This is a genomic window from Pseudenhygromyxa sp. WMMC2535, from assembly GCF_011083025.2.
The window spans coordinates 1,752,981-1,777,247 of the sequence record NZ_JABJWV010000001.1; the positions used below are offsets into that span (position 1 = coordinate 1,752,981).

General features: G+C 67.2%; 14 protein-coding genes. 9 read left to right on the top strand and 5 right to left on the bottom strand.

Going from position 1 to position 24,267, the window contains the following annotated elements; genetic code table 11:
* The first annotated feature begins 71 nt into the window (after positions 1 to 71).
* Positions 72 to 956, top strand: coding sequence for a hypothetical protein (locus G6O69_RS06600; RefSeq protein WP_172302674.1), 885 nt, complete (start codon positions 72 to 74; stop codon positions 954 to 956).
* A 211-nt stretch (positions 957 to 1,167) separates the two neighbouring features.
* Here the strand turns inward: G6O69_RS06600 and G6O69_RS06605 are convergent, their stop codons facing one another.
* On the bottom strand, positions 1,168 to 1,527 hold the full coding sequence (locus G6O69_RS06605) for a helix-turn-helix transcriptional regulator (RefSeq protein ID WP_255215719.1): 360 nt from the start codon (positions 1,525 to 1,527) through the stop codon (positions 1,168 to 1,170).
* Positions 1,528 to 1,714: 187 nt separating this feature from the next.
* Here G6O69_RS06605 and G6O69_RS06610 point away from each other — a divergent pair, with 187 nt between their 5' ends.
* From G6O69_RS06610 to G6O69_RS06625, 4 genes are all read left to right on the top strand, one after another.
* Complete coding sequence (locus G6O69_RS06610) at positions 1,715 to 1,978, top strand: hypothetical protein (protein ID WP_176396522.1); 264 nt, start codon at positions 1,715 to 1,717, stop codon at positions 1,976 to 1,978.
* Between the two features lie 111 nt (positions 1,979 to 2,089).
* On the top strand, positions 2,090 to 3,481 hold the full coding sequence (locus G6O69_RS06615) for a TolC family protein (protein WP_172302675.1): 1,392 nt from the start codon (positions 2,090 to 2,092) through the stop codon (positions 3,479 to 3,481).
* Positions 3,478 to 4,809 (top strand): HlyD family secretion protein, encoded by a 1,332-nt coding sequence (locus G6O69_RS06620; protein ID WP_172302676.1) that lies wholly within the window; start codon positions 3,478 to 3,480, stop codon positions 4,807 to 4,809. Before G6O69_RS06615 ends, G6O69_RS06620 begins: the two co-directional genes overlap by 4 nt.
* Entirely contained in the window at positions 4,806 to 7,994 is a 3,189-nt protein-coding gene (locus G6O69_RS06625) for a CusA/CzcA family heavy metal efflux RND transporter (protein ID WP_255215720.1), read from the top strand. Before G6O69_RS06620 ends, G6O69_RS06625 begins: the two co-directional genes overlap by 4 nt.
* Before the next feature lie 401 nt (positions 7,995 to 8,395).
* Here the strand turns inward: G6O69_RS06625 and G6O69_RS06630 are convergent, their stop codons facing one another.
* The 4 genes from G6O69_RS06630 to G6O69_RS06645 form a co-directional block, all read right to left on the bottom strand.
* Positions 8,396 to 9,850 (bottom strand): hypothetical protein, encoded by a 1,455-nt coding sequence (locus G6O69_RS06630; RefSeq protein ID WP_172302677.1) that lies wholly within the window; start codon positions 9,848 to 9,850, stop codon positions 8,396 to 8,398.
* 169 nt (positions 9,851 to 10,019) lie between these two features.
* Positions 10,020 to 16,346, bottom strand: a complete 6,327-nt coding sequence (locus G6O69_RS06635; RefSeq protein WP_172302678.1) for a DEAD/DEAH box helicase — start codon at positions 16,344 to 16,346, stop codon at positions 10,020 to 10,022.
* On the bottom strand, positions 16,343 to 19,801 hold the full coding sequence (locus G6O69_RS06640; protein WP_172302679.1) for an STY4851/ECs_5259 family protein: 3,459 nt from the start codon (positions 19,799 to 19,801) through the stop codon (positions 16,343 to 16,345). Before G6O69_RS06640 ends, G6O69_RS06635 begins: the two co-directional genes overlap by 4 nt.
* A gap of 57 nt (positions 19,802 to 19,858) precedes the next feature.
* Positions 19,859 to 20,245: a site-specific integrase gene (locus tag G6O69_RS06645; RefSeq protein ID WP_176396673.1), complete on the bottom strand. Its 387-nt coding sequence runs from the start codon at positions 20,243 to 20,245 to the stop codon at positions 19,859 to 19,861.
* Positions 20,246 to 20,248: 3 nt separating this feature from the next.
* Here G6O69_RS06645 and G6O69_RS06650 point away from each other — a divergent pair, with 3 nt between their 5' ends.
* The 4 genes from G6O69_RS06650 to G6O69_RS06665 are packed head-to-tail and all read left to right on the top strand — an operon-like array spanning position 20,249 to position 24,253.
* Positions 20,249 to 20,734 (top strand): hypothetical protein, encoded by a 486-nt coding sequence (locus G6O69_RS06650; protein ID WP_176396674.1) that lies wholly within the window; start codon positions 20,249 to 20,251, stop codon positions 20,732 to 20,734.
* The gene (locus G6O69_RS06655) at positions 20,731 to 22,176 is read left to right on the top strand and encodes a DNA-processing protein DprA (protein ID WP_172302682.1); all 1,446 of its coding nucleotides are present in this window, start codon (positions 20,731 to 20,733) and stop codon (positions 22,174 to 22,176) included. Before G6O69_RS06650 ends, G6O69_RS06655 begins: the two co-directional genes overlap by 4 nt.
* The gene (locus G6O69_RS06660; RefSeq protein ID WP_172302683.1) at positions 22,173 to 22,877 is read left to right on the top strand and encodes a response regulator transcription factor; all 705 of its coding nucleotides are present in this window, start codon (positions 22,173 to 22,175) and stop codon (positions 22,875 to 22,877) included. Before G6O69_RS06655 ends, G6O69_RS06660 begins: the two co-directional genes overlap by 4 nt.
* The gene (locus G6O69_RS06665) at positions 22,877 to 24,253 is read left to right on the top strand and encodes a HAMP domain-containing sensor histidine kinase (protein ID WP_172302684.1); all 1,377 of its coding nucleotides are present in this window, start codon (positions 22,877 to 22,879) and stop codon (positions 24,251 to 24,253) included. Before G6O69_RS06660 ends, G6O69_RS06665 begins: the two co-directional genes overlap by 1 nt.
* The last annotated feature ends 14 nt before the right edge of the window (positions 24,254 to 24,267 follow it).

Here is a 24,267-nt window from a genome sequence, read left to right on the forward strand (position 1 = left end):
TAACTCATGTGAATGAAATTCTCGGAAACCTCTTGCACACCGCCGTCGTAGTGCGCTACGTTTTTCGCACCGTGAACGACGAGAACTTGGCCCGCTTCACCGAGCGGCCTTGGGTCTTGATCCGACGGACGCTCGGGGACCGAGAGGCCATCCGAGGGAAGGCACAGCGCGCGGCTTACACCGTTGCGAATTATGCCTTCCCCCGCCGGATCGAGGACAGGCTGCGCAACCTTCAAAACCTTGGCTACGTGGGGTCCTATCCCAACCGTACACAGATGATCTTTGGAGCGATCGACATGTTTCGCTTCTTCATCATCCCCTGTGCGGCGGACTACTACCACAGCAAGAACATCACCTTCAGCTTCCACGCGTTGCTGCGCTTCCTCGACGATCCGGCCTCGATGATGGATCCCACCGGCTTCATGACCCACCAGGACGCCATCATCGGCCACCTGATGCAGGTCACCCACGCCGACCCGATCTACGACCTGCAGCTGCTCGCGGCGATCCCCGGCGGGCTCGAGGAGCTCGAGCGCCAGATCGAGCAGATGCTCGACGGCACCCACCCCCGGGCCGAGTCCATCGGGGCGATCATCGAAGACCCCGAGTACCACCACCGCCTGCTCCAGCACGTGCGCGAGTTCCTGGCCAACCCGGCCGGCTGCAAGCCGCTGCTGCGAGAGAACGTGCTCAACAACCCGCACTTCGCCAGGATCGCCGAGGTCTTTGGCGACCTGCCCTCGGCCATCGGCTACTTCGCCAGCCTGCCCGAGCGGCGCTTTCAGGCGCTGATGCGGCTGCTCCGGACGCCCGAGTTCCCCTACGAGCCCACGGGCGAGCAGGTCCCCGCGGCCAACGACGACGTCGGCGCCGATATCTCGGCCGACGCCGATACCAGCAGCACCACCAGCACCGGCCCGAATCCCGGCCAGCCTGACCGCACGGCCGCCGCCTGAGCCCATCGACGCGCATCCTCCCGCACTGCGGACCGTTCACGGGCACACCCTCGGCGCTTCGAGCTTCAACAGCTCGGGGCGCCGATTTTCATTGTGCACACTTCGACCGATGCGGGCTCGCGCGAGGTGAGCGCGAACACGAGGCCGCGAGAGGCGACCGGCAAATGTTCCCGGTCGCGCCAGGCAAACCTACATATTGCAGACGAGCGCCTCAGCCATCGCCACCTTTTCGGGCCTCGGCGGCCGCGTAGTCGAGAGCCTCGAAGAGCGAGCGCAAGATCGTGGTGGCGAGAGTGAGCTCGTAGCTCGCCCTCGTCCCCAGGAGATCCAGGAGCTCGCGGGCCTCGTTGCGATCACCGAGCTCGAAGCTCTCGAAGAGCGTGCTCAGCATCAAGTCGAGGCCGCTGCACAGCTTGCGCAGCGTGTCGAGGCTGGGAGAGAAGCTACCGTGTTCGAGCCTGCGAATGGTGTCTGCGGACAGACCGCTGCGCTCGGCGAGGGCCTCTTGGGTCATTCCCCGCGCGCGTCGCAAGCTCCTCACGTGACGACCGAAATTCCGACCTGTATTCAAGCCGCGCTCAGTCTCGTAGAGGACGGGCAGCTGTAACAGGGAAGATCCGAGGGAAAAGTACGGCCCCTCCTGCGCGTCCGCGCTTGGATCTGGCGCTGGGGTACCGCTGGTGATCTCCGCTCGCGCAGGCTCGCGATGTTCGATGCCAGGTTGCTCAATGATGTCGACCTGGAAAGGCCACGCGACGATGACTGAGGCGCAAGACCAGCCGATCTGCGCGGGCGATGTGCCCGCTTCCAACTCGATCGTGTTCGAACAACGCGCGCTCGTGACCTCGAAAAAGGCGCGGGCGCAGCTCGAGGTCGGCGCGGGGGCCTCGACGCAGGCGGCGCTCACGGGTGCTGGCCATGGTTCGGGGGCGCAGCGGCTGGGGAAGCGGGATCGATGGTTCATCGATCTGGTCTTCGGCCCGCGCCGCGGCTGCGTGCGCACGATTGTCGCAGGGCCGTAGAGCCGCGCTCTCGCGCGGCTGGGCGACAAGGCGCGAGGGTCGCCGACTTTTCTAAAGACTTTCTCAGGTTGCTCTCAGACTCCAAATTCGCGTCCGTGGCATGAACCCGCCGTGCCATCGACCTCGACGCTCGCGCTGCTCTTCGCCCTCGGCGCTGGGGCCACGGCCCAAGTCGCGCCGGCTCCGGCCTCGCCCCCCGCCCCGGCGCTCCCCGAGGCGCAGCCAGATGTCCGACCGGACATCCAGGCAGATGGCCAGGATCCCGGCCATGGCCACGGCCACCCCGAGGATCACTTCCAGACTCGGCTGACCTTCGAGGAGGCCGTGAACGCGAGCGCCCAGGCCCCCGCGCTGACCGGCCTCGAGGAGGCGGTGGCCGACAAGCGCGCCAGCGACGAGTCGCTCCCGCGCCTGAGCCAGGGTCTACAGGTCCAGGTCATGCCCGGCGCGCGCCTGCCTCCCTCGCAGGAGGCGGGCTTCGAGCTCCAGGGCACGATCACCCAGGGCTGGTCGCTGGGTGGCTACGGCGAGAAGCGGCGCGAGGCGGCCGCGGCCGAGACCGAGGTCATGGCCGCGGAGACCCGGGCCATCGCCCTCGAGCGCTCCCTGGGCGCGGCTCGAGCGTGGATCCGCCTGCACGAGGCCGAGCGCCGCGAGGTCCTCGTACAGCGCGAGCTGAGCGCGGCCGAGGAGCGCGTCGCGGCCCTCGAGCGCGCCCACGCGGCCGGCGTGGTCACGCGCCTGGAGGTCGCCGACGCCCGGGCCATGGCGGCGCAGATCCAGGCCATCTCCATCGAGGTCGCGGGCGAGGTCCACGACCTCGGCCTCGCCCTCGCCCGCGAGACCGGCGTGCGCGCGACGGCCCCGATGCGGACCAGCGGCGACTACCCGGCGCCGCAGCTGCCCAGCCACGACGAGATCCGTCAGCGCTTCGCCGAGCTCGAGCAGCTGCCCGAGGTCGCCCTGCGCCGCCTCGAGTCCCGCGCGGCCAAGGCCCGTGCCAAGGAGACCAAGGCGAGCCGGGCCACCGTGATGAACGCCGGCGTCTCGGGTCAGCTCGAGTCGAGCGGCGACGTGCTGCTCTTTGGCGTCGTCGGGGCCACGATCCCCGTCCGCGACCACAACCAGCGCCAGCAGGCCGTCGACCTCGCCGCGGCCCGGCGCGCCGACGCCGAGGCCGACCAGCGCGTCCTCGAGCTCTCGGCCACGCTCCTCGTCGCCCTCCACGACCTCCACCACACCAGCGAGCGCATGGAGATCCTCCGCGACCAGACCCTGCCCGCCCTGGTCGAGCTCGTCGAGACCCACGAGGCCGCCCTGAGCGAGGGCGAGGGCACCTTGCCCATGCTGCTCCTCGCCCAGACCCGCCGCGACGCCGTGGCCCGCGAGCTCGCGACGGCCGAGGCCGACTGGGTGTGGGCGCGGGTCGAGGCCTGGCTCTACCTCCAGGCCATCGCGGCCGGCCGCGAGGGCGGCGCTTCGCCAGCACAGGCCCAGCCATGAGCGCCACCATCCACGACATCTCTCGCCCTCCCAACCAGCCCGACACCCGCCCCAACGACCGGCACGACTGCAAGCCCGTGACATCGACTCCGAGGCATACCCGCCCCGCCAAGGCCCGGCCCAAGCAGCCCCGCCTCGACTACCTCGATCACCTCGATCGTCTGCGCGGCCTCGCGCTGCTCACCTGGATCTGTGCCCTGGCCCCGGCCTGCACCGCGCCGACGAGCGAGGACGACGCGGCCCAGGATGCCCACGCCAACGCGGGCGGCGGCGAGGGTGAGCGCTCGGCCGCCACCGCCTGGATCCCCGTCGAGCGGCCCACCGACGCCGCCCTGCTCGAGCTCCCCGCCCAGGTCGTCGCCTCCGCCGCCAGCCACTCGCGCCTCGACGCGCCCTTCCAGGGCACGGTCGTCGCGGCCTCCGTGGACGTGGGTGACCGCGTTGTGGTTGGCGACGGCGTGGTCGAGCTGCGCGTGCCGGTCTTGCTCGAGGCCGCGGCCGTGCTCGCCGGGACCTCGGCCCAGCTCGACTCGCACCAGGCCCGGCGCGAGCGCCTCGAGGCCCTGCGCGGCGATGGCCTGGTCGGCGCCGGCGACGTATTCGACATCGAGAGCGGCATCGGCAAGCTCTCGGCCGAGCGCCGCCTGGCCCTGGCCACCTTGCAGTCCGCGGGCATCGACGCCGACGAGCGCCGGGCCCTGCTGCGCCGCGGCACCGTCATCCTGCGCGCGCCCATCGAGGGCGTGGTCGCGGACCTCGACGCCGTCCCCGGGGCGGTCGTCGACGCGGGCGAGAGCCTCGCGCAGATCCTCGGCCAGGGTCGCGCCCGGATCGAGGTCGCCTACAGCGGGGCCCTGCCCGAGGGCGTCGAGCTCGAGTTCATCGGCCTCGACGGCAGCCGCTTCGCGCTCGCCTCGGCCCCCGTGGCCACGGCCATCGAGCCCGGCCTCGGCCGGGTCCTGGCCTGGTACGAGCCCGCCGACGAGCGCCAGCTCTCCGACGGCGTCCGCGGGCGCGTGTCGATCTCGAGCACCGACGCGAGCATCCTCGAGGTCCCGCGCCGAGCCCTGCGCCTGCACGAGGGCAAGGCCTTCGTGGCCCGGCGCGGGGGTGGGGGCGAAGACAGGGGTGGGGGCGAAGACAGGGGTGGGGGCGAAGACAGGGGCGAGCCCGAAGTCGTCGAGGTTCAGGTCCTGCGCAGCGCCGGGAGCTCGGCGCTGGTCCGCAGCGAGGTCCTGCGCGTGGGCGATCGCGTGGCCGCCGACGCCCAGACCGTGCTCGGCATCGGACGAGAGCCCTCCGCGGGCGAGGGAGGGCACCAGCATTGAGCGTCAACGATGACAGCGAGGCCCTCGAGGTCGCCGAGAACGCCGGGCGGATCGCGGACCTGATCCGCTGGTCCGTGGACCACCGCGCCCTGGTCCTCGGCCTGCTGATGATCGCCGCCATCGCCGGGCTGATCGGCGCCCGCGAGCTCGAGCTCGACGCGCTGCCCGACGTCACCGGCAACCAGGTCGTGGTCCTGACCCGGGCCCCGGGCCTGACCCCCAGCGAGCTCGAGCGCACCGTGACCCGCCCGGTCGAGGTCGCCCTCGGCGGCCTGCCTGGCCTCGAGGAGCAGCGTAGCTTGTCGCGCTACGGCATCTCCTCGGTCACCGCCGTATTCGCCGACGACGTCGACCCCTGGCTCGCGCGCCAGCAGGTCGCCGAGCGCCTCGCCAGCCTCTCGGGTCTGCCCGCCGGCGTCGAAGCCCCGGAGCTCGGCCCCTTCACCGGCGGCCTCGGCGAGGTCCTCCAGATCTCGGTCAGCTCGAGCGAGCGCACCCCCACCGAGCTCTACGAGATGGTCCGCCTCGACATCGCCCCGGCCCTGCGCGCCACCCCGGGCGTCGTCGAGGTCAACATCTGGGGCGGGCACCGGCGGACCCTGGACGTGGTCGCGGATCCCCTGGCCCTGGCCCTGGCGGGCATCAGCTTCGCCGACCTCACCGGCTCGCTGCGCGCGGGCACCGGGGCCGTGGCTGGCTCGACCCTGCCCGCGGGCCCCGGCCAGGCCCTGCTGCGCGGCGTGTTCTGGCCGCAGAGCGCCGCCGAGCTCGGGGCCCTGGCCGTCGAGGCCCAGCGCCCCTCGGGCGTCGGCCACGAGCGCAGCCGCACCCTCGAGGCCGCCGGCGCCCCGAGCCACGCCCCGCTGCGCCTCGCCGAGCTCGCCGAGGTCGTCGAGGGCTCGCAGCCGCGGATCGGCGCGGCCACCTCCGACGGCAAGGGCGAGACCGTCTACGTCATGGTCCAGATGCTCCGCGGTGACAACGCCCTCGAGCTCATGGACAGGCTCCACGAGGTCATGCCCGAGATCGAGGCCGCGCTGCCCCCGGACGTCTACACCGAGGTCGTCTACGACCGCAGCGTGCTCGTCGAGGCGACCTTGCGGACCGTCGCCAAGAACCTGCTCGAGGGCGCCGCGCTGGTCATCATCGTGCTGCTCTCGATGCTCGGCAGCGTGCGCGCCGGGCTGCTCGTCGCCGCCGTGATCCCGCTGTCGATGCTCGGCGCGCTGATCGGCATGGTCTCCTTCGACGTGCCCGGAAACCTGATGAGCCTCGGGGCCATCGACTTCGGCCTGCTCGTCGACGGCGCCGTGGTCATGGTCGAGCGCGTATTCCACGAGCTCCAGCTCGGGGCCAAGGACGAGGCGCGGGACCAGACCCGCGCGCGGATCGTCCGCGCCATGCAGCAGGTCGCGCGCCCCGTGAGCGTGTCGATGCTGGCGATCATCTTGGTCTACGTGCCGATCCTGACGCTCCAGGGCGTCGACGGGAAGATGTTCCGGCCGATGGCGCTGACCGTGGTCTTCGCCCTGGTCAGCGCGCTGCTGCTCAGCCTCACGGCCGTGCCCGCCGCGGCCAGCTGGCTGCGCCGCGAGCACCTGCCCAAGCGCGACCCGTGGCTGGTCCGGGTGCTCGAGCGCGGCTACGCCCCGATCTTGCGCGCGGCCATGGCCCACCCGGCGCTGATCCTGATCACCGCCCTGGCCATGCTCGGCGCCGGCGGGTTCGCGTTCGCGCAAAGCGGCAGCTCCTTCGTGCCCCAGCTCGACGAGGGCGACCTGGTCATCCAGACCACCCGCGCCCCGGACATCTCCCTCGACACCGCCGTCGACGAGGCCATGGCCCTCGAGCGCGCCGTGGGCAGCGTCCCCGAGGTGATCTCGGTGACCAGCCGGATCGGCAGCCCCGAGGTCGCCACGGACATCATGGGCCTCGAGCAGGCCGACGTATTCGTGCGCCTGCGCCCGCGCGAGCAGTGGCGCGAGGGCCTCGACCGCGAGCAGCTGATCGCCGAGGTCCAGGCGGCGATCGACGCCGACGCCCCCGGGGCCGAGCTCGGCTTCACCCAGCCGATCCAGATGCGCTTCAACGAGCTGCTCGAGGGCGCCGTCACCGACGTGGCGATCAACATCTACGGCGAGGACCACGACAGCCTGCGCGCGGCCGCCGAGGCCGTCGAGGCCATCGTCGAGGAGGTCCCCGGGGCCAGCGACGTGCGCATCATGGCCCCGCCGGCGGTCTCGCTGATCGAGATCCGCCCGCGCCTGCTCGAAGCCACGCGCCTGGGCATGAGCCCCGGCGACGTCCTCGATCTCGTCGCCGGCCTGCGCACCGGCGTGGAGGTCGGCGAGACCTGGGACGGGCCCGTGCGCGTGCCGATCCGCCTGCGCCTCGGCCACGAGGGCGACGCCTTCACCCTCGCCCAGGTCCCCGTGGCCACCCCCGCCGGCGAGGTCGTCCCGCTCGAGCGCGTGGCCGAGATCGTCCAGCTCGAGACCCCCGGCCTGGTCAGCCGCCACCGCGGCGTGCGGCGCATCGTCGTCGGCTTCAACGTCCGCGGCGGCGACCTCGGCGACGTCGTGCTCGAGGCCCAGCGCCGCGTCGACGCCCAGCCCGAGACCCACGAGGGCGTGCGCCTGCGCTGGGGCGGTCAGTTCGCCCAGCTCGAGGAGGCCCGGGCGCGCCTGGCCATCGTCGTGCCCGTGGTCCTCGTGGGCATCATGCTGCTGCTGATCTTCGTGTTCGGGCGCGTGCGCCCGGCCGCGATCATCTACCTCAACGTGCCCTTCGCCGGCGTCGGCGGGATCTTGCTGCTGTGGTCCCGGGGCATCCCCGTGAGCGTCTCGGCCGTGGTCGGCTTCATCGCGCTGACCGGCATCGCCGTGCTCAACGGCGTGGTCTTGATGAGCACCTTGCTGGCCAAGCAAGACGCCGGCGCGAGCGCGGCCGCGGCCGCCCGCGACGCGGCCGGCGAGCGCATGCGCCCGGTGCTGATGACCACCTTCGTGGCGGCCCTGGGCTTCGTGCCCATGGCGCTGGCCACGGGCGTGGGCGCCGAGGTCCAGCGCCCGCTGGCCACGGTGGTCGTCGGCGGGCTGGTGACCTCGACGATCTTGACGCTGGTGATCTTGCCCTCGCTCTACCCATGGCTGGCGGGGCGCGCCGCCCGAAAGGGCGGCGCATGACGAGCATGGATGAACGGAGCCGGCCCGAGAGCTGGCCGGCTCCGCTCACCCCAACTTGACGCACACCCGATTGGCCAACCACAGTATTGGTCAATGACAACAGACGAGCGTCCCACAACGTCACTGTTCCGAATGCGGTCAGCAAGGTGCATCTGCAAACGGAGCCGGTGTCCGGCCACGATGGCCGGATACCCCAAACACCCCGTCCCCCTCGAATCTGGCAAAAACACTCGATAAGGTGTTCTTCGTTCGCTACCGGGTTGGCGGCGGACAGCGGGGGACGCCACGCGTGGATGCGGTTTGGCCCGGTGTCGGATCAATTCAACGTGGAGAAGGCTCGGCGGGTGCTGCAGCTGGCGCGGGGAGGGATTCGTTGACAACCGAGGTGGATTCGATCCTGATCAATGGGCGAGCGTGACCTCGTGGCGATGGACAGCGGCATAGGTGGCCCAAACGGCGCGCCAGCGTTTCGAGATGAGGAGGGCTCGCAGTGCGAGCGTTCCTCGCAGGCCAGGCACCTCCCAGGACTGCGCGGGGCGCTTGACGCGGCGTTGCATCGTCCAGCAGGTGCTCTCGGTCGCGCCGCTACCAATGGGCAGGTTGGCCGCGTACGACGACGCATAACGCATCAGTGGTTTGCGATGGCGTATGTAGCTGAGCGCGGCCGCGACCGCCGTGCGAGCGGTCGTGTCCCGGCCCGGCAGTCGCTTCGCCCGTTCCAGAAGACCTCGCCAGATCCGCTCGATCGCTCCGTCGTCGCGCAGGAGCTCGCCGCGATACCAGCTCTTCATGTTGAAGGGATCGCCCTCGGGCTCGCAGGCATCCACGACTGCATCGAGGTAGTTGCTCGTCAGGTGCTCGAAGTCGATCAAGGTCCGGACCTTCGCGTCGCTCGGCAGCACTCGAGCCAACGCCTCGGGCAGCGCACGCAGCTCGGGCGCGGCGTCTTGGACCACGTGAACCGGGAGCTGTGGGTGGCTACGGAGGATCCACGCCACGTCCGCCGCGACCCGCTCGGCGAGCTTTCGGACGTCCTCCCCCGCATCGGCTGCGTATCGCCAGGTGTGCAGCTCCTGTCCCTCCGCGTCGTGGATGGTGACGCTGCCCACCCACGCCTTTCGCCAGTGCTCCTTGGGGGGCGGCGGCTTGCGGACGTACTCCGCGAGCCGCCGCTTCGGTCGCGCCGCCTCCGCGAGGTCGGCGTCGAGCTGCTCAGCCATGCGCACCGAGAAGCGATCGAGCCCGCAGCTGATCGAGGCCACTCCCGGCGGGATGGCCTCCACGGCCCTGCTCGCGGCCTCGAGCATGTCGACGTCTTCGACGATGTCGGCGGACATCAGCTTGACGCGCTTTTCGAGCAACGAACGGCTCGGAGGCCGCATCCCGACCACCCTCAGGATGTTCTCGAGCTCGCGGCTGTTCAGGTCCGCGCTCAGCTCACCAGCGATGCGGGCGAAGTCGGGGGTCAAGCGTCGGGCGATCATACCGACGCACAGCTCCAGCGGCTTGATCGTCGGCCCGTTGTGCACGCCGAGCTCCCGGTAGAGCGCCTCCTCGATCGTGTGCGGCCCCCAGCGTCCGTGGTAGGTCGCCGACGACCGCTGCGACAGGCGAGCGTAGCGTCGGCCTCCGACCTCGACCACGTCGGCCTCCGAGACAGACTCGCGCAAGTCGTCGTCCTCACGCTGCCACAGCACGTCTCGCATCAGCTCCGCCTCCAGATCACGCCGCTGCTCGAAGGTCGCATCTGGCCCGAGCTGCTCGTCGACCTTCTGCTTGATCATCGCCGCGAGCTTCCGCACCAGCTCACTGTTCGGCTTCTTGGGCTGCTTCTTGGGCTTTTTCCGGCTTGCCATGGTGACCTCCAGCCCAGCATGATCTCAAACCTCGGAAACCACAACCGGGGAGTCGCCGTCCTCCTGCAACGCGCTGGGGAGCCTGCTCAGGATCGGATCCGCCCCGGTTGACAACTTCTGCTAGGAGCTGCAAGTTGGACCCGACCGTTGCACGGCCTTCGATGCCCCACTAGTCCGGGATGTGCTCGACGTACAAGTAGCTCGGCAGAGCCACTCGTCGGTCGACATGAGGCTCATCGCCAAGCAACCTCTGGGTCTGTGTCTGGATCGGGCTGTTGAATGGAAAGGCACGGTGCCATGAACGCCCTCGAGAACTCCGGCTGCGTACGCGCGATGACGACCCTGTCACTCCTAGGAAACCGAAGCCCTCGTCCAGACGCATGTGCCACGTCTCGCCCGTGCTCCAACTCAAGTTAAACCCTCGGTAGTGGGCGAGGTGCTTCTTGTCGAGCTCCGTGAACTGTATAGCGAGATCGAGCTGCGCAGCGGCCGTCTTGGCGACATCTCGCCGGTCGCTTCCGTTGGGCCAGTTATCCTCGAATGAACTCGACCTACCTTGCTGAGGCGGCATTGGGGTCGTCCGAATGGAGATCGGGGTCGCCGTTGTGAGGACCGGGGGAAACTGCTCCTGGAGTTGCTTCAAGGTCTCCAGGAGCGCACGGAGCATGAGGGGGCTCCTCAGGTAGCGGTCTGTATACTCGAGCGAGCTGAGTTCGACACCCGACTCGAGCCGTTGTCGAAGTGCTGGAACCCTGGAGAACACGACGTTCCAGAAATTCCGGCCGAAGTTCGAGAGCGGACCTCGGAACTGCCCTAAAACCTCCACACAGTGGTAGTCACCTCCGGTATCGTTCTGGGGCGCGGGAGGGCGAATGTCCTCCGCGCTGAGGGGCTTGCTCGCTAGAGGGACAAGCGGATCTTGATCTCGCTTGTAGACGCAGACATCGACGTTGGCCCAGGCCGGGCCTGGAACCATCGAATCTTGGTTCAACGTCGACCAGCGTACGCGCTCGGAGCCGCCAATTTCCACAGTTAGGTGAGTGGGCAAGATCTGCTGGTACTCGTGGACCTCCAACCCGAGCCCCTTGATGAGAACCGCTAGCACGCTTCGGTTCGAGACATCGAGTTGGTCAACGATGCCGGCGGGGATGCAGAGGTTGATGACGATGTTGGCCGCCGCCCACCTCAACAGCGCTGAGCGCAGCGACCAGCCAGCAAGGTCCCACGACTCGGGGTCGCCAGCGAGGTAGACGCGGATTTCCTGCGCATGAGCATTGCGGAGTTCGCGCGAAACGGCAACCTCCAGTGGCTGGTACTCAGACTTCGTATCGTCGCCGAATACTAGATGCTCCTGCGGGAGTTGCAGGGCATCCAGCAGCGCGGTTGAGAGTAAGTCTGCGCCAACGCGACGGTCGAGGTTCTTGATCTCGTGCTGAGTGTCGTAGCTGAGCAGGCAACCGTGGCAAGCCTTGTCGCACTGCCGAACGGGACATTTGAGCAATTCGCGCGCCCGACGGAGTAGGTCGAGGAGTTTGGCGGGGATCGAAGCGACGAAGCCAGCTCCACCTGCGGCTGTGTCATACAAGACGATGGACTTTCCGAGTCCGCCCGAGATCGCGCGAGCCGGGATGACGGCCCAGCCAATCTCCCTGTCCTCCACGCCGATATGCTCCGCTGCCGCACGACGCAACGCCACGGCGACCGAACTGAGTGCCTTGCGCGAGGTCGCTATGTGTCCGCTCGGCACCTCCGTGAGCTGGAGCTCAAACACATCCGTCCTGGTTTCGACCCCCAAACGGTAGTGGCGTTTGATCGCGTGATGGCGTTGGTTGCCAGGACAGTGACCGGCATTATCGCGCTCCTTCCCACCGCGCAACCTGTAGTGATCTTGCATGGCACGCGGCAGCGGAGGAGTTTTTGGGGCGGGTGGTTCGACCTCAGCTTGGGCGCGACCACAGACCAAGCAAATTGCGTAACCGTGACGGGCCGACCCCGCGCTGTGGTGGAAGATCGAGCCATCAGCGCTCGCGCGCATCCTGCCAACTTCTGGCCGCGGGAGCGGGACCCACGGCTCTGGGCCAACCGAGATCCATGGGGCCTCGACGGGCGTGAAAGGCATGTTGCTCAGATCGTTGTCGGCGACGGAGAAGATGTTCGTGGCGAAGCCGGGAGGCTGCAAGTAGGGCAACTGATAGAGCGAGGTGCCGCCACAACCCTCGCATGTCGAGACGTCGTGGGGGCTGGTCGAGCTGTTACCGCACTCATGACAGCGCCAGGCACTACGGAGCGCTTGGATCTCTCGAAAAGGCTGATCGCCGGGTGGCGTCTGCCAATTCAGTGTGACACCATCGCTCGTGAACACTTTGCCGTCAAGGACAACGCGAGCTCCCGGGGCGTACTCGCGGATCGCCTTGGGCAGCTCACGGGTCGCCCACGAGCGACCGCGTGAGGGACCGTCTTCCCGCTCTCCGTCGTCGACGGCCCCCTCGCGGCGTCGTTTCCGGCGCTCTTCCTCTGCGCGCAAATCTTCGATCGTGCTGTTGATGAAGGGCACGACACCGGTAGGGAACCCGTAGCCCGGGAGAAAGCCGCGGGTGGCGAGTTCGCCAAGGAGATACTCGTGGCGGAGCCTGCGAAGGCGGCGCGAAATCCCGAGCTGAGCCGGATTGGCAGTCTCTCCCTTCTTTGGCGGTCCGCCAACTTCCTCGAGATCGGAGACGAGTCGCTCAAACTCGCCGCGCCACGGCGAAACCACAGCCTCGAGCCTCTCAACGCACTGCCCGAGCAAGTAATCGAGAGACTGTCCTTGAAGCTTGGAGTCGCGCACGAGATGATCGGCCACGCCCTTTTGGAGGCGCGAGTCGGTTTTGCGGGAGTCATCTCCGAGCCACTCCAAGAATAGATCGGAAGCGGAGCGCCCGCCTTTGCCCGGGCGCTCAACAAACCACCCCGCACGAAGTTTGAGGGCCTCCGAGCCTGCTTCTGCCAGGAAGTGGGTCAAGCACAGCGCGTTGATGTGGCGCTGGACGATGCGGTCGCTGTCGAGAGAGACGCGAGGGACGTGGATTGGGGTGACGAAGGGCCACTGGGGGTTAGCGAAAATCGCTTCGCCGTGTGGGGTTGCCCTGCACATGGTGAGGCTGACCGCTGCAGTCTCACCGCGACGCCCAGCCCGGCCCGCACGCTGCAGAAAGTTGGAGGGTCCAGGGGGGGCGTTGTTCATGGCTACCGCTGAGAGGCCGCCAATGTCGACACCCATCTCCATCGTCGTCGAGCAGCTCAGGACGTTGACCGCGCCTTCCTTGAATTCCTTCTCGATCTTCTCGAGCCGGTGGCCAGACTGCTGAGCCGAGTGCTCTTCCACTCGGTAGTAGCGGGCGGACGTGGCGATGCGATCGCTGAAGTCTGTCCAGATCCCACGCTCGCGGCAGGTCTTTATCTGAGGATCAGATTCAAGCCACGTCTTGAGGGTCTGAGCAGAAACAGCACGACCGGTCGAGTCGCCGCCCTCGGGGAAAGGGTACTTGAGCGGAGGCATGGCGACCTCCTCGCAAACTAGAGATCCGGTCACCTCACGCGGAATGTAGGGGGTGTAACCGCGGAAGGTCGTGTCGAGGACGCGGCGAGTGACTGGGCAAAACCAGGCGTTCTGAATGCTAGTCAGCATGACTGACTTCGAAAAACTCAGGCGGTGCCCATCGTTGGAGCGTTGAAGCACTCGGAGCGCCCGATCCCACGCCGCCAGAAGAAGATCATTGATTCGGGCATGGTCTTCAGCAAGGCTAAGATCGAGGTCGAGAGCACGACCGAGCAGGTTGACAAAGCGTGACCTCACCGACCCCCTTCGGATGTAGGGCCAGAGCATCTGCTTGTTTCGTTGAGCTTCTTCGGCATGAGGCCCCAAGATGAACTTAGGCACGATTCGTGTCCCCATCCATCGTTTCCAATCTTGGTCAATGACGATGGCAGTATTACTCCGAATGACGAGATCCAAGAGTAGCTTCAGGAGGCTTGACCAGTCCTCCACTGTCAGACCTTCGCGCGATACGGCCGAGGGGAGTCCGTGGGCTTCGACATCATTGAACTCTGGGTACGCGACCCTCACGAGCCCAAGGGTCTCGACTGAATTCTGCCTCATGGGCCGTCGTGCTACCTCCCGCAAGATGAGGAACTCGGCGAGGCCCTGTGCGGAGAAATTCCGTCCTGCAATTTTCCATGCGGGCAAGATCCAGTAGTTGAGCGCGTTGGATTGTGCGAGACCTTCAATGGCTTCCCTCCAAGAGAGAACCCCGATTGCGGGAGCGGCGATTTTCCTTCGTAGTTCCTCAACCTCTGTTTTGATAATATCGAGCGCCTGCTCCGAAAGTCCAGGCATGGCGAGCACCTGCTCTTTGGCGTTTAGCTCTGAGACATCGCTTTCGGAGTATGCAGGCTTAATGCGGCTCTGAACCGAATGATACAGATAACTGCGTACGAAGTTCCGCTCAGCCTCGATCTGCGACTTCAGGGCGAAGCGAGCCGTCCCCTGCCGGCTGTCGCTGAAGGTGATGATCCTCCGTCCGTCGAAGGGCCGCGTGAGCGCCGACTCCTTGGGCGGAACGTGCTCGAGCAGGGTCGGTATCGAGACACCGAGCAAGAAAGGAGCACCCAGGTTCATGGTTCGCAGCATGTCGCCGCGGCTGTACTCGTGCTCACCGCAACGTGGGCACCTCGAACCGTTCGGGAGCCACTGTGACATGAAGAAACCTGCAACTTTGGGATCTGAACGCTCGGACCACACACCAGTCTGAACGTCAATCTCGACTGGTAGCCCGCCCTCGGGCTCGGCGGTTGGAGTGGCAACCCAGCGGATGAGCTGCCGATCGTTGTTGGGACTCGAGTTGGTGGCAAAATCGAGTTCGTCGGTGTTCTCGGCATCGTCCTCATCGCCATCGTCATCCTCGGCGTCTCCATCGTGCAGTCCCACGACGCTCAGGCGCGCGCGACCATCTGCGGTATCACCTTCGCCGCTCTCGCATCCCAGATACTCGACCCCGCAGCGACGGCACATCACGAGTTCGAACACGAGGGAGTCACACTTGCACTTCTCGCGGTGTTCGAGAAACACGTGGCCGAAGGGCCAGCCCTCTTTGAGTTCGGGCTGCCTCTCGGTGCAGTTGGGATTCACACAGGCCCACAGCCCCGGTTGCGTGCGCTGGAAAAGATGAGCGCGCAGGGGCAAGAATGGTGTGTCGCCATCCTTGGCCGTGCGAGCGATATCGAGCAGACGCAGCGTGCGGGCGACGTCTGCCGGCTCGGCGCAGCCGAAGACCTTTGTCGCAAGATCGCCGACTGGTGCGGGATTCTCCGCCAGAGTATTGCGTAGCTTTCGCGCGACATCGACGGCAGCCAGGGTCGAGTAGCGCCGTTTCGGTGGCGACGCCGCAAGCTGGTCGAGGTCAGGGAGGGGCCTGGACTCTCGTTCGAGCGCTTGCGGAAGCTGTGGGACCTCACGGGTGCCCTCGATAACGTGGACCCGATCCGTTGGGAGGCCGGCCACGTTGGCGAGGTATCGCTGTAGCTGCGTCAGGGCATCGGGATCACCCTTCTTCCCGATAGTGGCCGAGGTGGCGATGAATCGAACTTGTTCGGGCTCGACATCGAAGGCGTGGAGGACGCGACGCAAGAGCAAGGAGATCTCGGCGGCCTGTGAGCCCACGTAGGTGTGGGCCTCATCGAGGACGATCCATCGGAGTCGGCCCTTCGAGTGTTCGATGATCGGCGCATCATCCTGGCGAACCAGCATGTACTCGAGCATGGTGGCGTTGGTGATGAGGATGGGGGGAGGAGCCTTGCGCAGCGATGGGCGACCCATCACCTCTTGCGGATATTTTCGCGTCTCGGTTACAGGAGGATCCTGTTGGGGCGTCTGGCCGTTGTACAGGCAAAATTTGATGTCACCTTGGAATCCAGCCGTCCATGCACGCAGCCGGTCGCGCTGACTGTTGATGAGTGCGTTGAGGGGGTACAGAAAAAGGGCCTGCACACCCACGAGAGGTTGGCCCTGGACGCGTTGGCGGGCAAGAGAGTCGAGAATGGGGACGAGGAAGCACTCGGTCTTCCCCGATCCGGTGCCACTGCTGACTACGACAGATTGCGGGGGATTACGTTGTAGGGTCTTCCAGGCCGCAACCTGGTGGGTGTAGGGGTGAAACCGCCGCTCGAAACGATCTTTGGTCGCGGCGTCCATGGAGTCGACGAGCGCCGGGTCGAGCAGTCTGCCGGCGAGCTCCCCCATGTTCTCGGCGTGTTCCTTCCAGCCGAAGGTGGCTTCGAACACCGGGTCGGCGAGGAAGCTACCCTCTTGTCCAGGGGGCTTGTCGAGGTGCTGGCGAAGGAAGAGGCGCAAGCCGGGAGACAGCGGGCTAAGATAGCTGACCACTGCCCGTGAGGAGCGCTGGACGAGATCGGTGGTCAGCGAAGAGTAGAAGTTGGTTGTCGCGGTGGAGTCGTTCATTGGAAGGATTTCGGATTGGCCTCGAGGGTGATGCCGATGGCGCACGCCAGCGAAATGTCGTAGCAATGATCGAACCAATCGACGTCAAAGGCCTGAATCTGTCGGATGGCGAAGATCTGCTCGGCAGTCAAGGAGAGATCGCAAACGGCTGCAAGCGCGGCCTGTACCGGCGCAAAGACGACACATCGCCGAGAGCGGGGAGGAGAAGCTTTGAAGCGCGCGACGGAGTCGAAGCTGGCAGGGATTTGCTCGGGCAAACTCTCCGAGAGCTCGCGGATCGCTCGGAACACTGGCCAGTTGGGGTCGTTCGCATGGGTACGGAGCAGGTCCATGTGGGCATTGTCTCGATCGGCCAACAAGGCCTTGCGGCCAAGGCCCTTGGACACCATATGGAGGTAGGGGCCCAGGTCGAGTTCAAACAGGTCGGCCTCAATCAAATCGCGGATCAACTTGAAAGCGTGCAGCTGCTCATGGACGGCGTTGAGGGTGCGACGCATGTGCGAGCGGAGGCTCTCGCGCATCATCGCGTGATGCTCTTCGGGGAACTTGGCTACCATGGCCTCTTGTTGGGCCCACCAGATTTGAAAGCCGGCGACCCAGGCTCGTACGGGGACGAGTTCCCAGGCGAAGCTCAGGTCTTCAAAGCTCTCCCACAGAGTGCGAAAGTCGAGGCGTGCCGTCGCGCCGAGGAGCGAGTAGACACAGATCGCGGGCCTCCGGACCATGACGTCGAGCAGGTCGTAGGTCGACGCTGGAAGCTCCGCCAAAGAGTATAAGAAAGGCAGGAGGGCAGCCCACTCGACGTGGTGAGGATTTGCCGCGAGGGTGTCGAGGATGTGTTCGAGTGCGGCGATGCGCCTGTCTTTCCAGGCGATCGCCACAGCCTCGGCAAGAGTGGTTATCTCACTCAGCTCTGGCACAGATGGGCTGATCCCGGGCGGCTTCCAGATGACCGGACGTGCACGGTAGCGACCTTGACTACGGCCGACAACTAGCCAAGCACTCGCGTCCTCGGTCAGGTCTCCGACCGTCCAGCCGACCTCGGACTGCACCATCGTCACCGCCTCAGCTTCGGGCTTAGTGATCGGGATGCGCGAGAACTCCATTTCGCCGAGAAGGTCGTCGACAAAGGTTTCGCTCTTGTCGCGCAGGATGATGACGTCCGTACTTTCGGCATTGACCATCGCCGCGATGGCGAAGCGCCTGACGTTGATCTCGATACAGGACGCACGGGTTTGTACTCGCAGCCGGACGTAGGCGTTGAGTTCGGTCGAACTCGCAAGGCGTAGGCGCACGTCGTCGACTGCACGCGACAAATCGAGGGTATGGCGTCGAAAAGAGCACGTACCCGTGGGGGTAGCGTCCCTTAGTCTGATGAGGAATCTCGACTCGTCTTCGAAGCCTGGACTGCGGTCGCGCGCCTTCTTTAGCTTGGCCTCCAGGATAGGCTCTATATCGCCAAGGGGGAGGATGGCCTCTAGTTGGCACCCCGGGAGGTTCTCGAGGGCGATGGTCGCACCGTTAGGTAGCACGCGCGACGAGCGGTCCACGAAGCGCACACCTATGTTGGGGAAGGGAAGGCGCAACGAGAGGCTGCGGCCCATCGACCAAGTCAGCCGAATGATGATTCGTGGCGGAGCGCCATCGTTCGCGGTGAAGGTCCAGCCGAAATGAGCGCCACTCGACTCTGGCGTGCTATCGAAGCCAACGTGGGGCTGAACCTGAACCTGCTGAGCTCTGGTGCCATGGAGCCGGAGCTGCGTCGAGCCGGGAAGTTCAGCATGGGATAGCTCTACGGTCATCGCTGACGGGACGATTCGGACGGACTTCGAGAAGATCGTCGTCGCCGCGCGCCGCAAGCGGAGCTCGACGTGTCCGATGCACTCGTTGGTTAGTGAACCCCAGTCCTTGCCCACATCACGCGGCCGCCATTCGAGCTCCTTGGGCGAAACCTGTCGGCGGACTCCGAACTGGGACTCTTCGATGATCGCGGGGATCCCCTGGTAGACCGGAGGGCGAAGGCTTTCGCCAAAGAGCGGACCGTCGGTGCGGTAGCTATAGGCGTCGTCTTCGTCCGCCGCCGCCTCAACGACGAAGCGCGTATCAGACTCGATCTCGAGAAACTCGGTGCTCCCCCTGGGAAGTCGAAAGAGCAGGCGGAGTACGCCCTCGACGACGATCCGCCCGCAGGGCTGGAGTTCGGCGGTTTGGGGCTCGAAGTTGTCGCGTACAGCGACCAGAACCTCGGTCGCGCGGACACGAGCAGAACCCTGGGCAACCAACTTCCAGCCTGTCTGGCACTCGTCTTGCTCGTCCGAGACGAACACCCACGGGCCCTCGTCGAGGGCTTCACCGCCTTTGAGGATCCGCGGTGGAAACGATAGATCCCGTGCTTGGGCGACGACAGCCAGTTCGTGGGGGGAGGGAGAAGCGTAGTTGCCGCTCAGCAGAGGCTTGGCGGCAAAGGGCTTTTCAATCTCCCACTGCGTAGCAACGACAAGAGGGCGCGGACCACTCCCGTCGTCGATGAGTAGCCGAACCCTGCGCGGCTTGTCTTCGGAGGCCGAATCGAGACCGAGGAGCTTCCACATTTCTCGCGAGGGGATCTTGGTGGGGAGCTCGACGACGCGGCGCAGCTGCCAATCTCCCTCACTGGCGCTCAGCTGGGTCTCGACTACGAGACCCAGGCGCGCCCCAGTGGCGATCTCCTGGGCGTCTTGGACGAGTCCACGGACGAGGGCGACCGCGACCTCATCATCGACGAGCACGGGCAACCGCTCTTGCCATCCAGGCTGTAGGCGATCGAGATCCGCGACTGGGTGCTCGGACTCGCCGATGCTCGCGCGAAGATCCCAGACGTGGGTGATGAGCTTAGTAGCGAGTTCGTAGATGTCGGGGTGGTGCCAGGCCCTGGGCAGGTCGTGGGCAGCGATCTCGGCATGCTCGACGTCGATCTCGCCGATGGCCCGCTCCTTGAGCAGACGACGGAAGAAGCGACGGACTGAGCCCTGCGTCTCCAGCAGCATCTGGAGTGGGAGGCCGCCCTCGCGGGACAAGCTACCGACGAAATCGCGTCGTCCGCGACCTCCGGACTCCAAGTAGCGGAGGGGGCGGTTCCAGTACTTCATGCCCCGCTCGATGGACTCGTAGAGGCGGGTGTAGGAGACGTCGAGTTCGATCGACTCGAGCAGGCCCGCGAACGTCAGGCCCTTCCCATGCCTCCGCCACCACTCGGCCGCATAGAGGCAAAACGCGGCACAGTCGTGCGTACCTCTGGGGAAGCGATCAATGAGCAGCAGGCGCAGCTGCTCGAGCTCCTCGGTGGTCGTACGGTACTCAAAGAGCGCTCGACCATCCGGTTGGGTGAGCTTTCGTCGCGCCTGGAGGAAGTCCCACAGCCACCGCGCGGTCGAGCGCGGCGTCTGGTTGTCATGTCCCGAGAAGTCGTACTGCATGGCGCTGTGGTAAAATAGTGCCAGTGGTGGATGTAGAGATCACTTCTTTTTTTGATCCTACCCAGACATCGACCAAGGCTGGCCCAGCTCGACGAAGAGAGCCACCACGCTCTCATCATCTGTCGGGTCCACCAAGTCCTCGACCTGGTGCCACCGCCGGATCCCCATCGCGTCCTTGCGCAGCGTCACCGCGGCGATCGTCTTACTCCGCTCACGCAGATACTCCAGCACCTTCTCTGAAGCGACCGGCGGCTCGTCCGGTAGTCCATACTCCCGTAGCCACCGTTGGAACATGTGGACCTGGTTCCGGTAGCTCGACGTCGTCGGGTTCGCAGTCAGGCCTTGCAGCCGCGCAACCCGATTACTGATGTCGGCGAGCTTCGCAGCCAGAGCCGGGTCGCACTCGCGGTATGCCTCGGTGAGTTCGGCAAACTCGGACCGCACGTCGTGTACGAAGCCCTGCGCACTCCTGCCCTCCGCCGACACGACAAGCAGCGTACGCGAGCAAAGTACGGCGGTCTCCCCGCACCCCGCGAGGTCCTCGACGCCGCATGCTCGGCGCTGCGCGATCCCGACGGAGTCTTTGCGGGGATCAGCTTCGACGCCCTATGCTCCATGCCCTCGACGCGCTCGGGCCGCTTCGTCGCCGACTTCGCCGCGAGCCTCGCCGCAGCGCTCGAGCTTCCGCTCATCGAGCTCGAAAAACACCGTGAGACCAGACAACAAAAGAACTTCCGCTCCCGTCTGCTCAAGCAGCGCAACGTCCAGGGAGCCTTTCGACTCCCTCCAGACGTCAGCATCCCGACTCGGGTCTTGTTGATCGATGACGTATGGGATAGCGGTGAATCCATGAAGGAAGCCGCGCGACTCCTGCGCCCCGCGCAGGTCTTCCCTCTGACCATGGCCAAGACCCGGCACATCGGGGGAACATGAACCCTGCGGTGGTCCACGACCGTCAAGAGCTGGCCTACTGGCTCACGCTCGCCTTTCATCTCGAGGGCGAGAAGAACCGCGACCGCAACGGCCTCGTGTTGACCGCGTCGCGGGAGCTGGGGCTCGGCCTCCTCGACCTCGTCGACCTCGACACCGCGGAGCTCCCGACGGCGCTCCAGCCCTTCGCCGGCACCCACGCGCGGCTGCTGGCGGCAGAGGGTCGCGCCTCCGCGCAGGCCTTCGTCGTCGAGCGCCTCCACCACGCCTACGCTCGCTTGCTGCCCATCACCCACCCGAGCTACCCCCGCCAGCTCCTCGAGTCCCTCGGCCCCGCGCGGGCTCCCACGCTCTTGTCCGCGCAGGGCAACCTTCGACTCCTCGAGGGGGCAGGCGTCTGTGTGAGCGGCAGCCGACGCGCAGCTCGTGCCGGCCTCGCCTTCGCCAGGGCTGCAGGCCGCGCCCTCGCGGAGGCTGGCATCGTGCTCATCTCCGGCCTCGCCCGCGGCGTCGACTCGGAGGCCATGGAGGGCGCGCTCGAGGCTGGGGGGTCCGTCGTCGGCGTGTCGGCCGAAGGGCTGTTGAACACCCGCGCGGCTGCGCGACCGGAGGTTCGAGAGGGCCGACTACTGATCCTATCCGAGTTCGCGCCAACGGCTCGCTGGGCAGGCTGGGCCGCCATGCGCCGCAATCACACCCTCGCCGGCTCGAGCCGCGCGCTGATCATCGCCGACTGCGTGGCCGAAGGCGGCACGACAGCGCAGTTCTCCGTCCACCGGGACCTCCGCATGCCGGTCTTCGTGCGCCGAGGTCGAGGCGAGGGCGCCCTCATGTCCGAGCTCGCAACCCGTCCAGGCGCCTCCCCTCTCGCCTGGGAGAGCGGCCCAGTCCAGCTCCCTCGAGCGCTCGTCGACGGCCCCTCGAGCGCACCTGACCAGGTCGACTCCGCGCAGCCTGCCCGGCTTTCGGTTCGTCACGACGATGCGCGCGTCATCTTGCATCTCGACGCGCCAGCGAGCATGACGAACGCTGAGCTCCTGCGGGCGATCCAGCGCGAGCTCCAGCGCGCTCGCCTCCCTTCGGGCGCCCTCGCGGCGCACGAGGGGCACGTCACGAGCCAGGAGCGCGCGGGCCCGCGGAGGCCATCGACCCCGCCCGAGCCTACGCCAAGCGACGCTCCAGCGAGCGTAGACCCCGTGCTCGAGGCCCTCGCCATGCTCCCAAAAAAGCGCGGAACCATCTCGGCGCTCGCCGAGCAAATTGGCTGGTCCCAAAAGAAGCTCCGCGGCCGACTCAAGGCCCTCGCCGAGACGGGCCGGATCCATGTCGACACCTCCGGCCGAGCCCACGTCTACGCCCTGCAAGGACCCGAGACAGCGCGAGAGCCCGAGCTCCCCCCAAGCGTCCAGCTGGGGCTGATCCCCAGGCGGGAGCCCCAGCCATGAAGCTGCTGCTCGTCGAAGACGAGGACCGCCTCGCCCGGGTCCTGACCCAGGGCCTGCGCGAGGAGGGCCACCAGGTCGACCTGTGCACCGCCGGCGCCCAGGCCCAGGCCCAGGCCCGCGACATCGACTACGACGCGATCATCCTCGACTGGATGCTCCCCGACGTCGACGGGGTCACGATCCTCCGGCGCTGGCGCGACGCCGGCATGCGCACGCCGGTGCTGATGCTGACGGCCCGGGGCAGCGTGGGCGAGCGGGTCACGGGGCTCAAGGCCGGGGCCGACGACTACCTCGTCAAGCCCTTCGCCTTCGCCGAGCTGCTCGCGCGCCTCGAGGCCCTGCACCGCCGCGGCGCCGGGCAGCTCGACCTCTTTCGCGCCGGCCCGGTCAGCGTCGACGGGCGCCGGCGCGTGCTCACCGGGCCCGAGGGCGAGCTCGACCTCACCGCCCGCGAGTTCGCCCTGGCCTGCGAGCTGTTCAGCCACGTGGGCGAGGTCGTCGCGCGCAGCCACCTGCTCGGCGCGGTCTGGGGCTCGAACTTCGAGGGCGACCCCAACGTGCTCGACGTCTACGTCGGCTACCTGCGCGGCAAGCTGGCCCGGGTCGGCAAGGACTCCGTCAAGATCAAGGCCGTGCGCGGCGTGGGCTTTCGCCTGCTCGTCGACGCCAGCGCCAGCGCCAACGAGCCAGGGGCGCGCTGATGCAGCTGCGCGCGCGGCTGATGGTCTTTGGCGCCCTCGTGCCGATGATCCTGCTGGTCGCGGCGATCACCGTGTCCGGGCTGGTCTTCGACCGCGTGCTCCTGGCCGAGCACGACCGCGCGCTGCTCGGCCAGGCCGGGGTCGAAGCCGTGAGCCTCTTCGACCGCGCAGCCACCCCTCACCTGCACCTGCTCGACTCCCCCCTCGACAGCCAGATCCGCGACTTCACCCCGCGCGGCGCCCTCTACGATCCCGAGGGTCGGGCGATCGCCCGCTACCCCCTCGACGCCTCGATCCCCACCAGCTTGGCGCCCGAGCGCCTGACCCTCGAGCCCATGCTGCGGACCATCGACGGCGCCAGCGGCCGCGACCGCGAGCTCTTCGTCCGCGTCGACGGGCCCGACGGGCAACCCTACGGCCTGTGGCTCGCCGCCTCCCTCGAGCGCCACGATCGCGAGATGGCCAGCTACCGGCGGATCGCCGCGGCGGTGATCGCCGGCGTGGGCCTGATCTTGCTGGCCATCCAGCTGCTCCACGCGCGCCGCCTCGCCCGGCGGGTCACCAACCTCAGCGATCACATGCGTAGGCTGCGGGCCGGGACTCTGGAGCGCCCGCCGCCCGAGGACCTCGAGCGCGACGAGATCGGCGAGCTGCGCCAGGCCATCGCCGAGACCACCGTGCGCCTGGCCGCCGCGCGCTCGAGCCAGGATCGGCTGATCGCCGACGCGGCCCACGAGCTGCGCACCCCGCTGGCGGCCCTGCGCGCCGGCATCGACGTCGCGCTTCGTCGCGAGCGCAGCGCCGAGCAGCTGCGCGAGAGCCTCGAGCACGCGCGCGTCGAGGTCGACCGGCTCACGGCGCTGTCGAGCAGCCTCCTCGACCTCGCGGCCCTGCGCGCCAGCCCCCTCGAGCGTGGCCGCGGCGACCTCGTGGCCGTGCTCATCGAGGCCATCGACGCCGCCCGAGCCCTGGCCGAAGAGCGCGGCTGCCTGGTCCGGCTCGAGGCCCCCGAGCACGCGGCCACCGAGTTCGCCCCCGCGGCCCTGCGCCAGGCCCTCGACAACCTGCTCAGCAACGCGATCAAATTCTCGCCCGCGGCCACCGAGATCAGCGTGAGCCTCGCGGCGGCCAGCTCCCCCGAGGGCGACGCGGCGTGGCGCTTCGAGATCTGCGACCACGGCCCCGGCGTGCCCGTCGAGGCCCGCGAGGTGATCTTCGAGCCCTTCCACCGCCTCGGCCGCGGCACCCCGGGCGCGGGCCTCGGCCTGGCGATCGTCCGTGACGTCGCCGAGCGCCACCACGGCCGGGTGTGGGTCGAGGACAGCGAGCACAGCGAGGGCGCCTGCTTCGTGCTCGAGCTGCCCCAGTGTGCATGACTCGCCCGGAGCTG

What these genes read in the sequence shown, in the direction of transcription:
- G6O69_RS06630 (WP_172302677.1), bottom strand. Translation starts at nt 9,850, where the DNA reads ATGGCAAGCCGGAAAAAGCCCAAGAAGCAGCCCAAGAAGCCGAACAGT.
- G6O69_RS06610 (WP_176396522.1), top strand. Translation starts at nt 1,715, where the DNA reads ATGACTGAGGCGCAAGACCAGCCGATCTGCGCGGGCGATGTGCCCGCT.
- G6O69_RS06665 (WP_172302684.1), top strand. Translation starts at nt 22,877, where the DNA reads ATGCAGCTGCGCGCGCGGCTGATGGTCTTTGGCGCCCTCGTGCCGATG.
- G6O69_RS06640 (WP_172302679.1), bottom strand. Translation starts at nt 19,801, where the DNA reads ATGCAGTACGACTTCTCGGGACATGACAACCAGACGCCGCGCTCGACC.
- G6O69_RS06635 (WP_172302678.1), bottom strand. Translation starts at nt 16,346, where the DNA reads ATGAACGACTCCACCGCGACAACCAACTTCTACTCTTCGCTGACCACC.
- G6O69_RS06660 (WP_172302683.1), top strand. Translation starts at nt 22,173, where the DNA reads ATGAAGCTGCTGCTCGTCGAAGACGAGGACCGCCTCGCCCGGGTCCTG.
- G6O69_RS06655 (WP_172302682.1), top strand. Translation starts at nt 20,731, where the DNA reads ATGAACCCTGCGGTGGTCCACGACCGTCAAGAGCTGGCCTACTGGCTC.
- G6O69_RS06620 (WP_172302676.1), top strand. Translation starts at nt 3,478, where the DNA reads ATGAGCGCCACCATCCACGACATCTCTCGCCCTCCCAACCAGCCCGAC.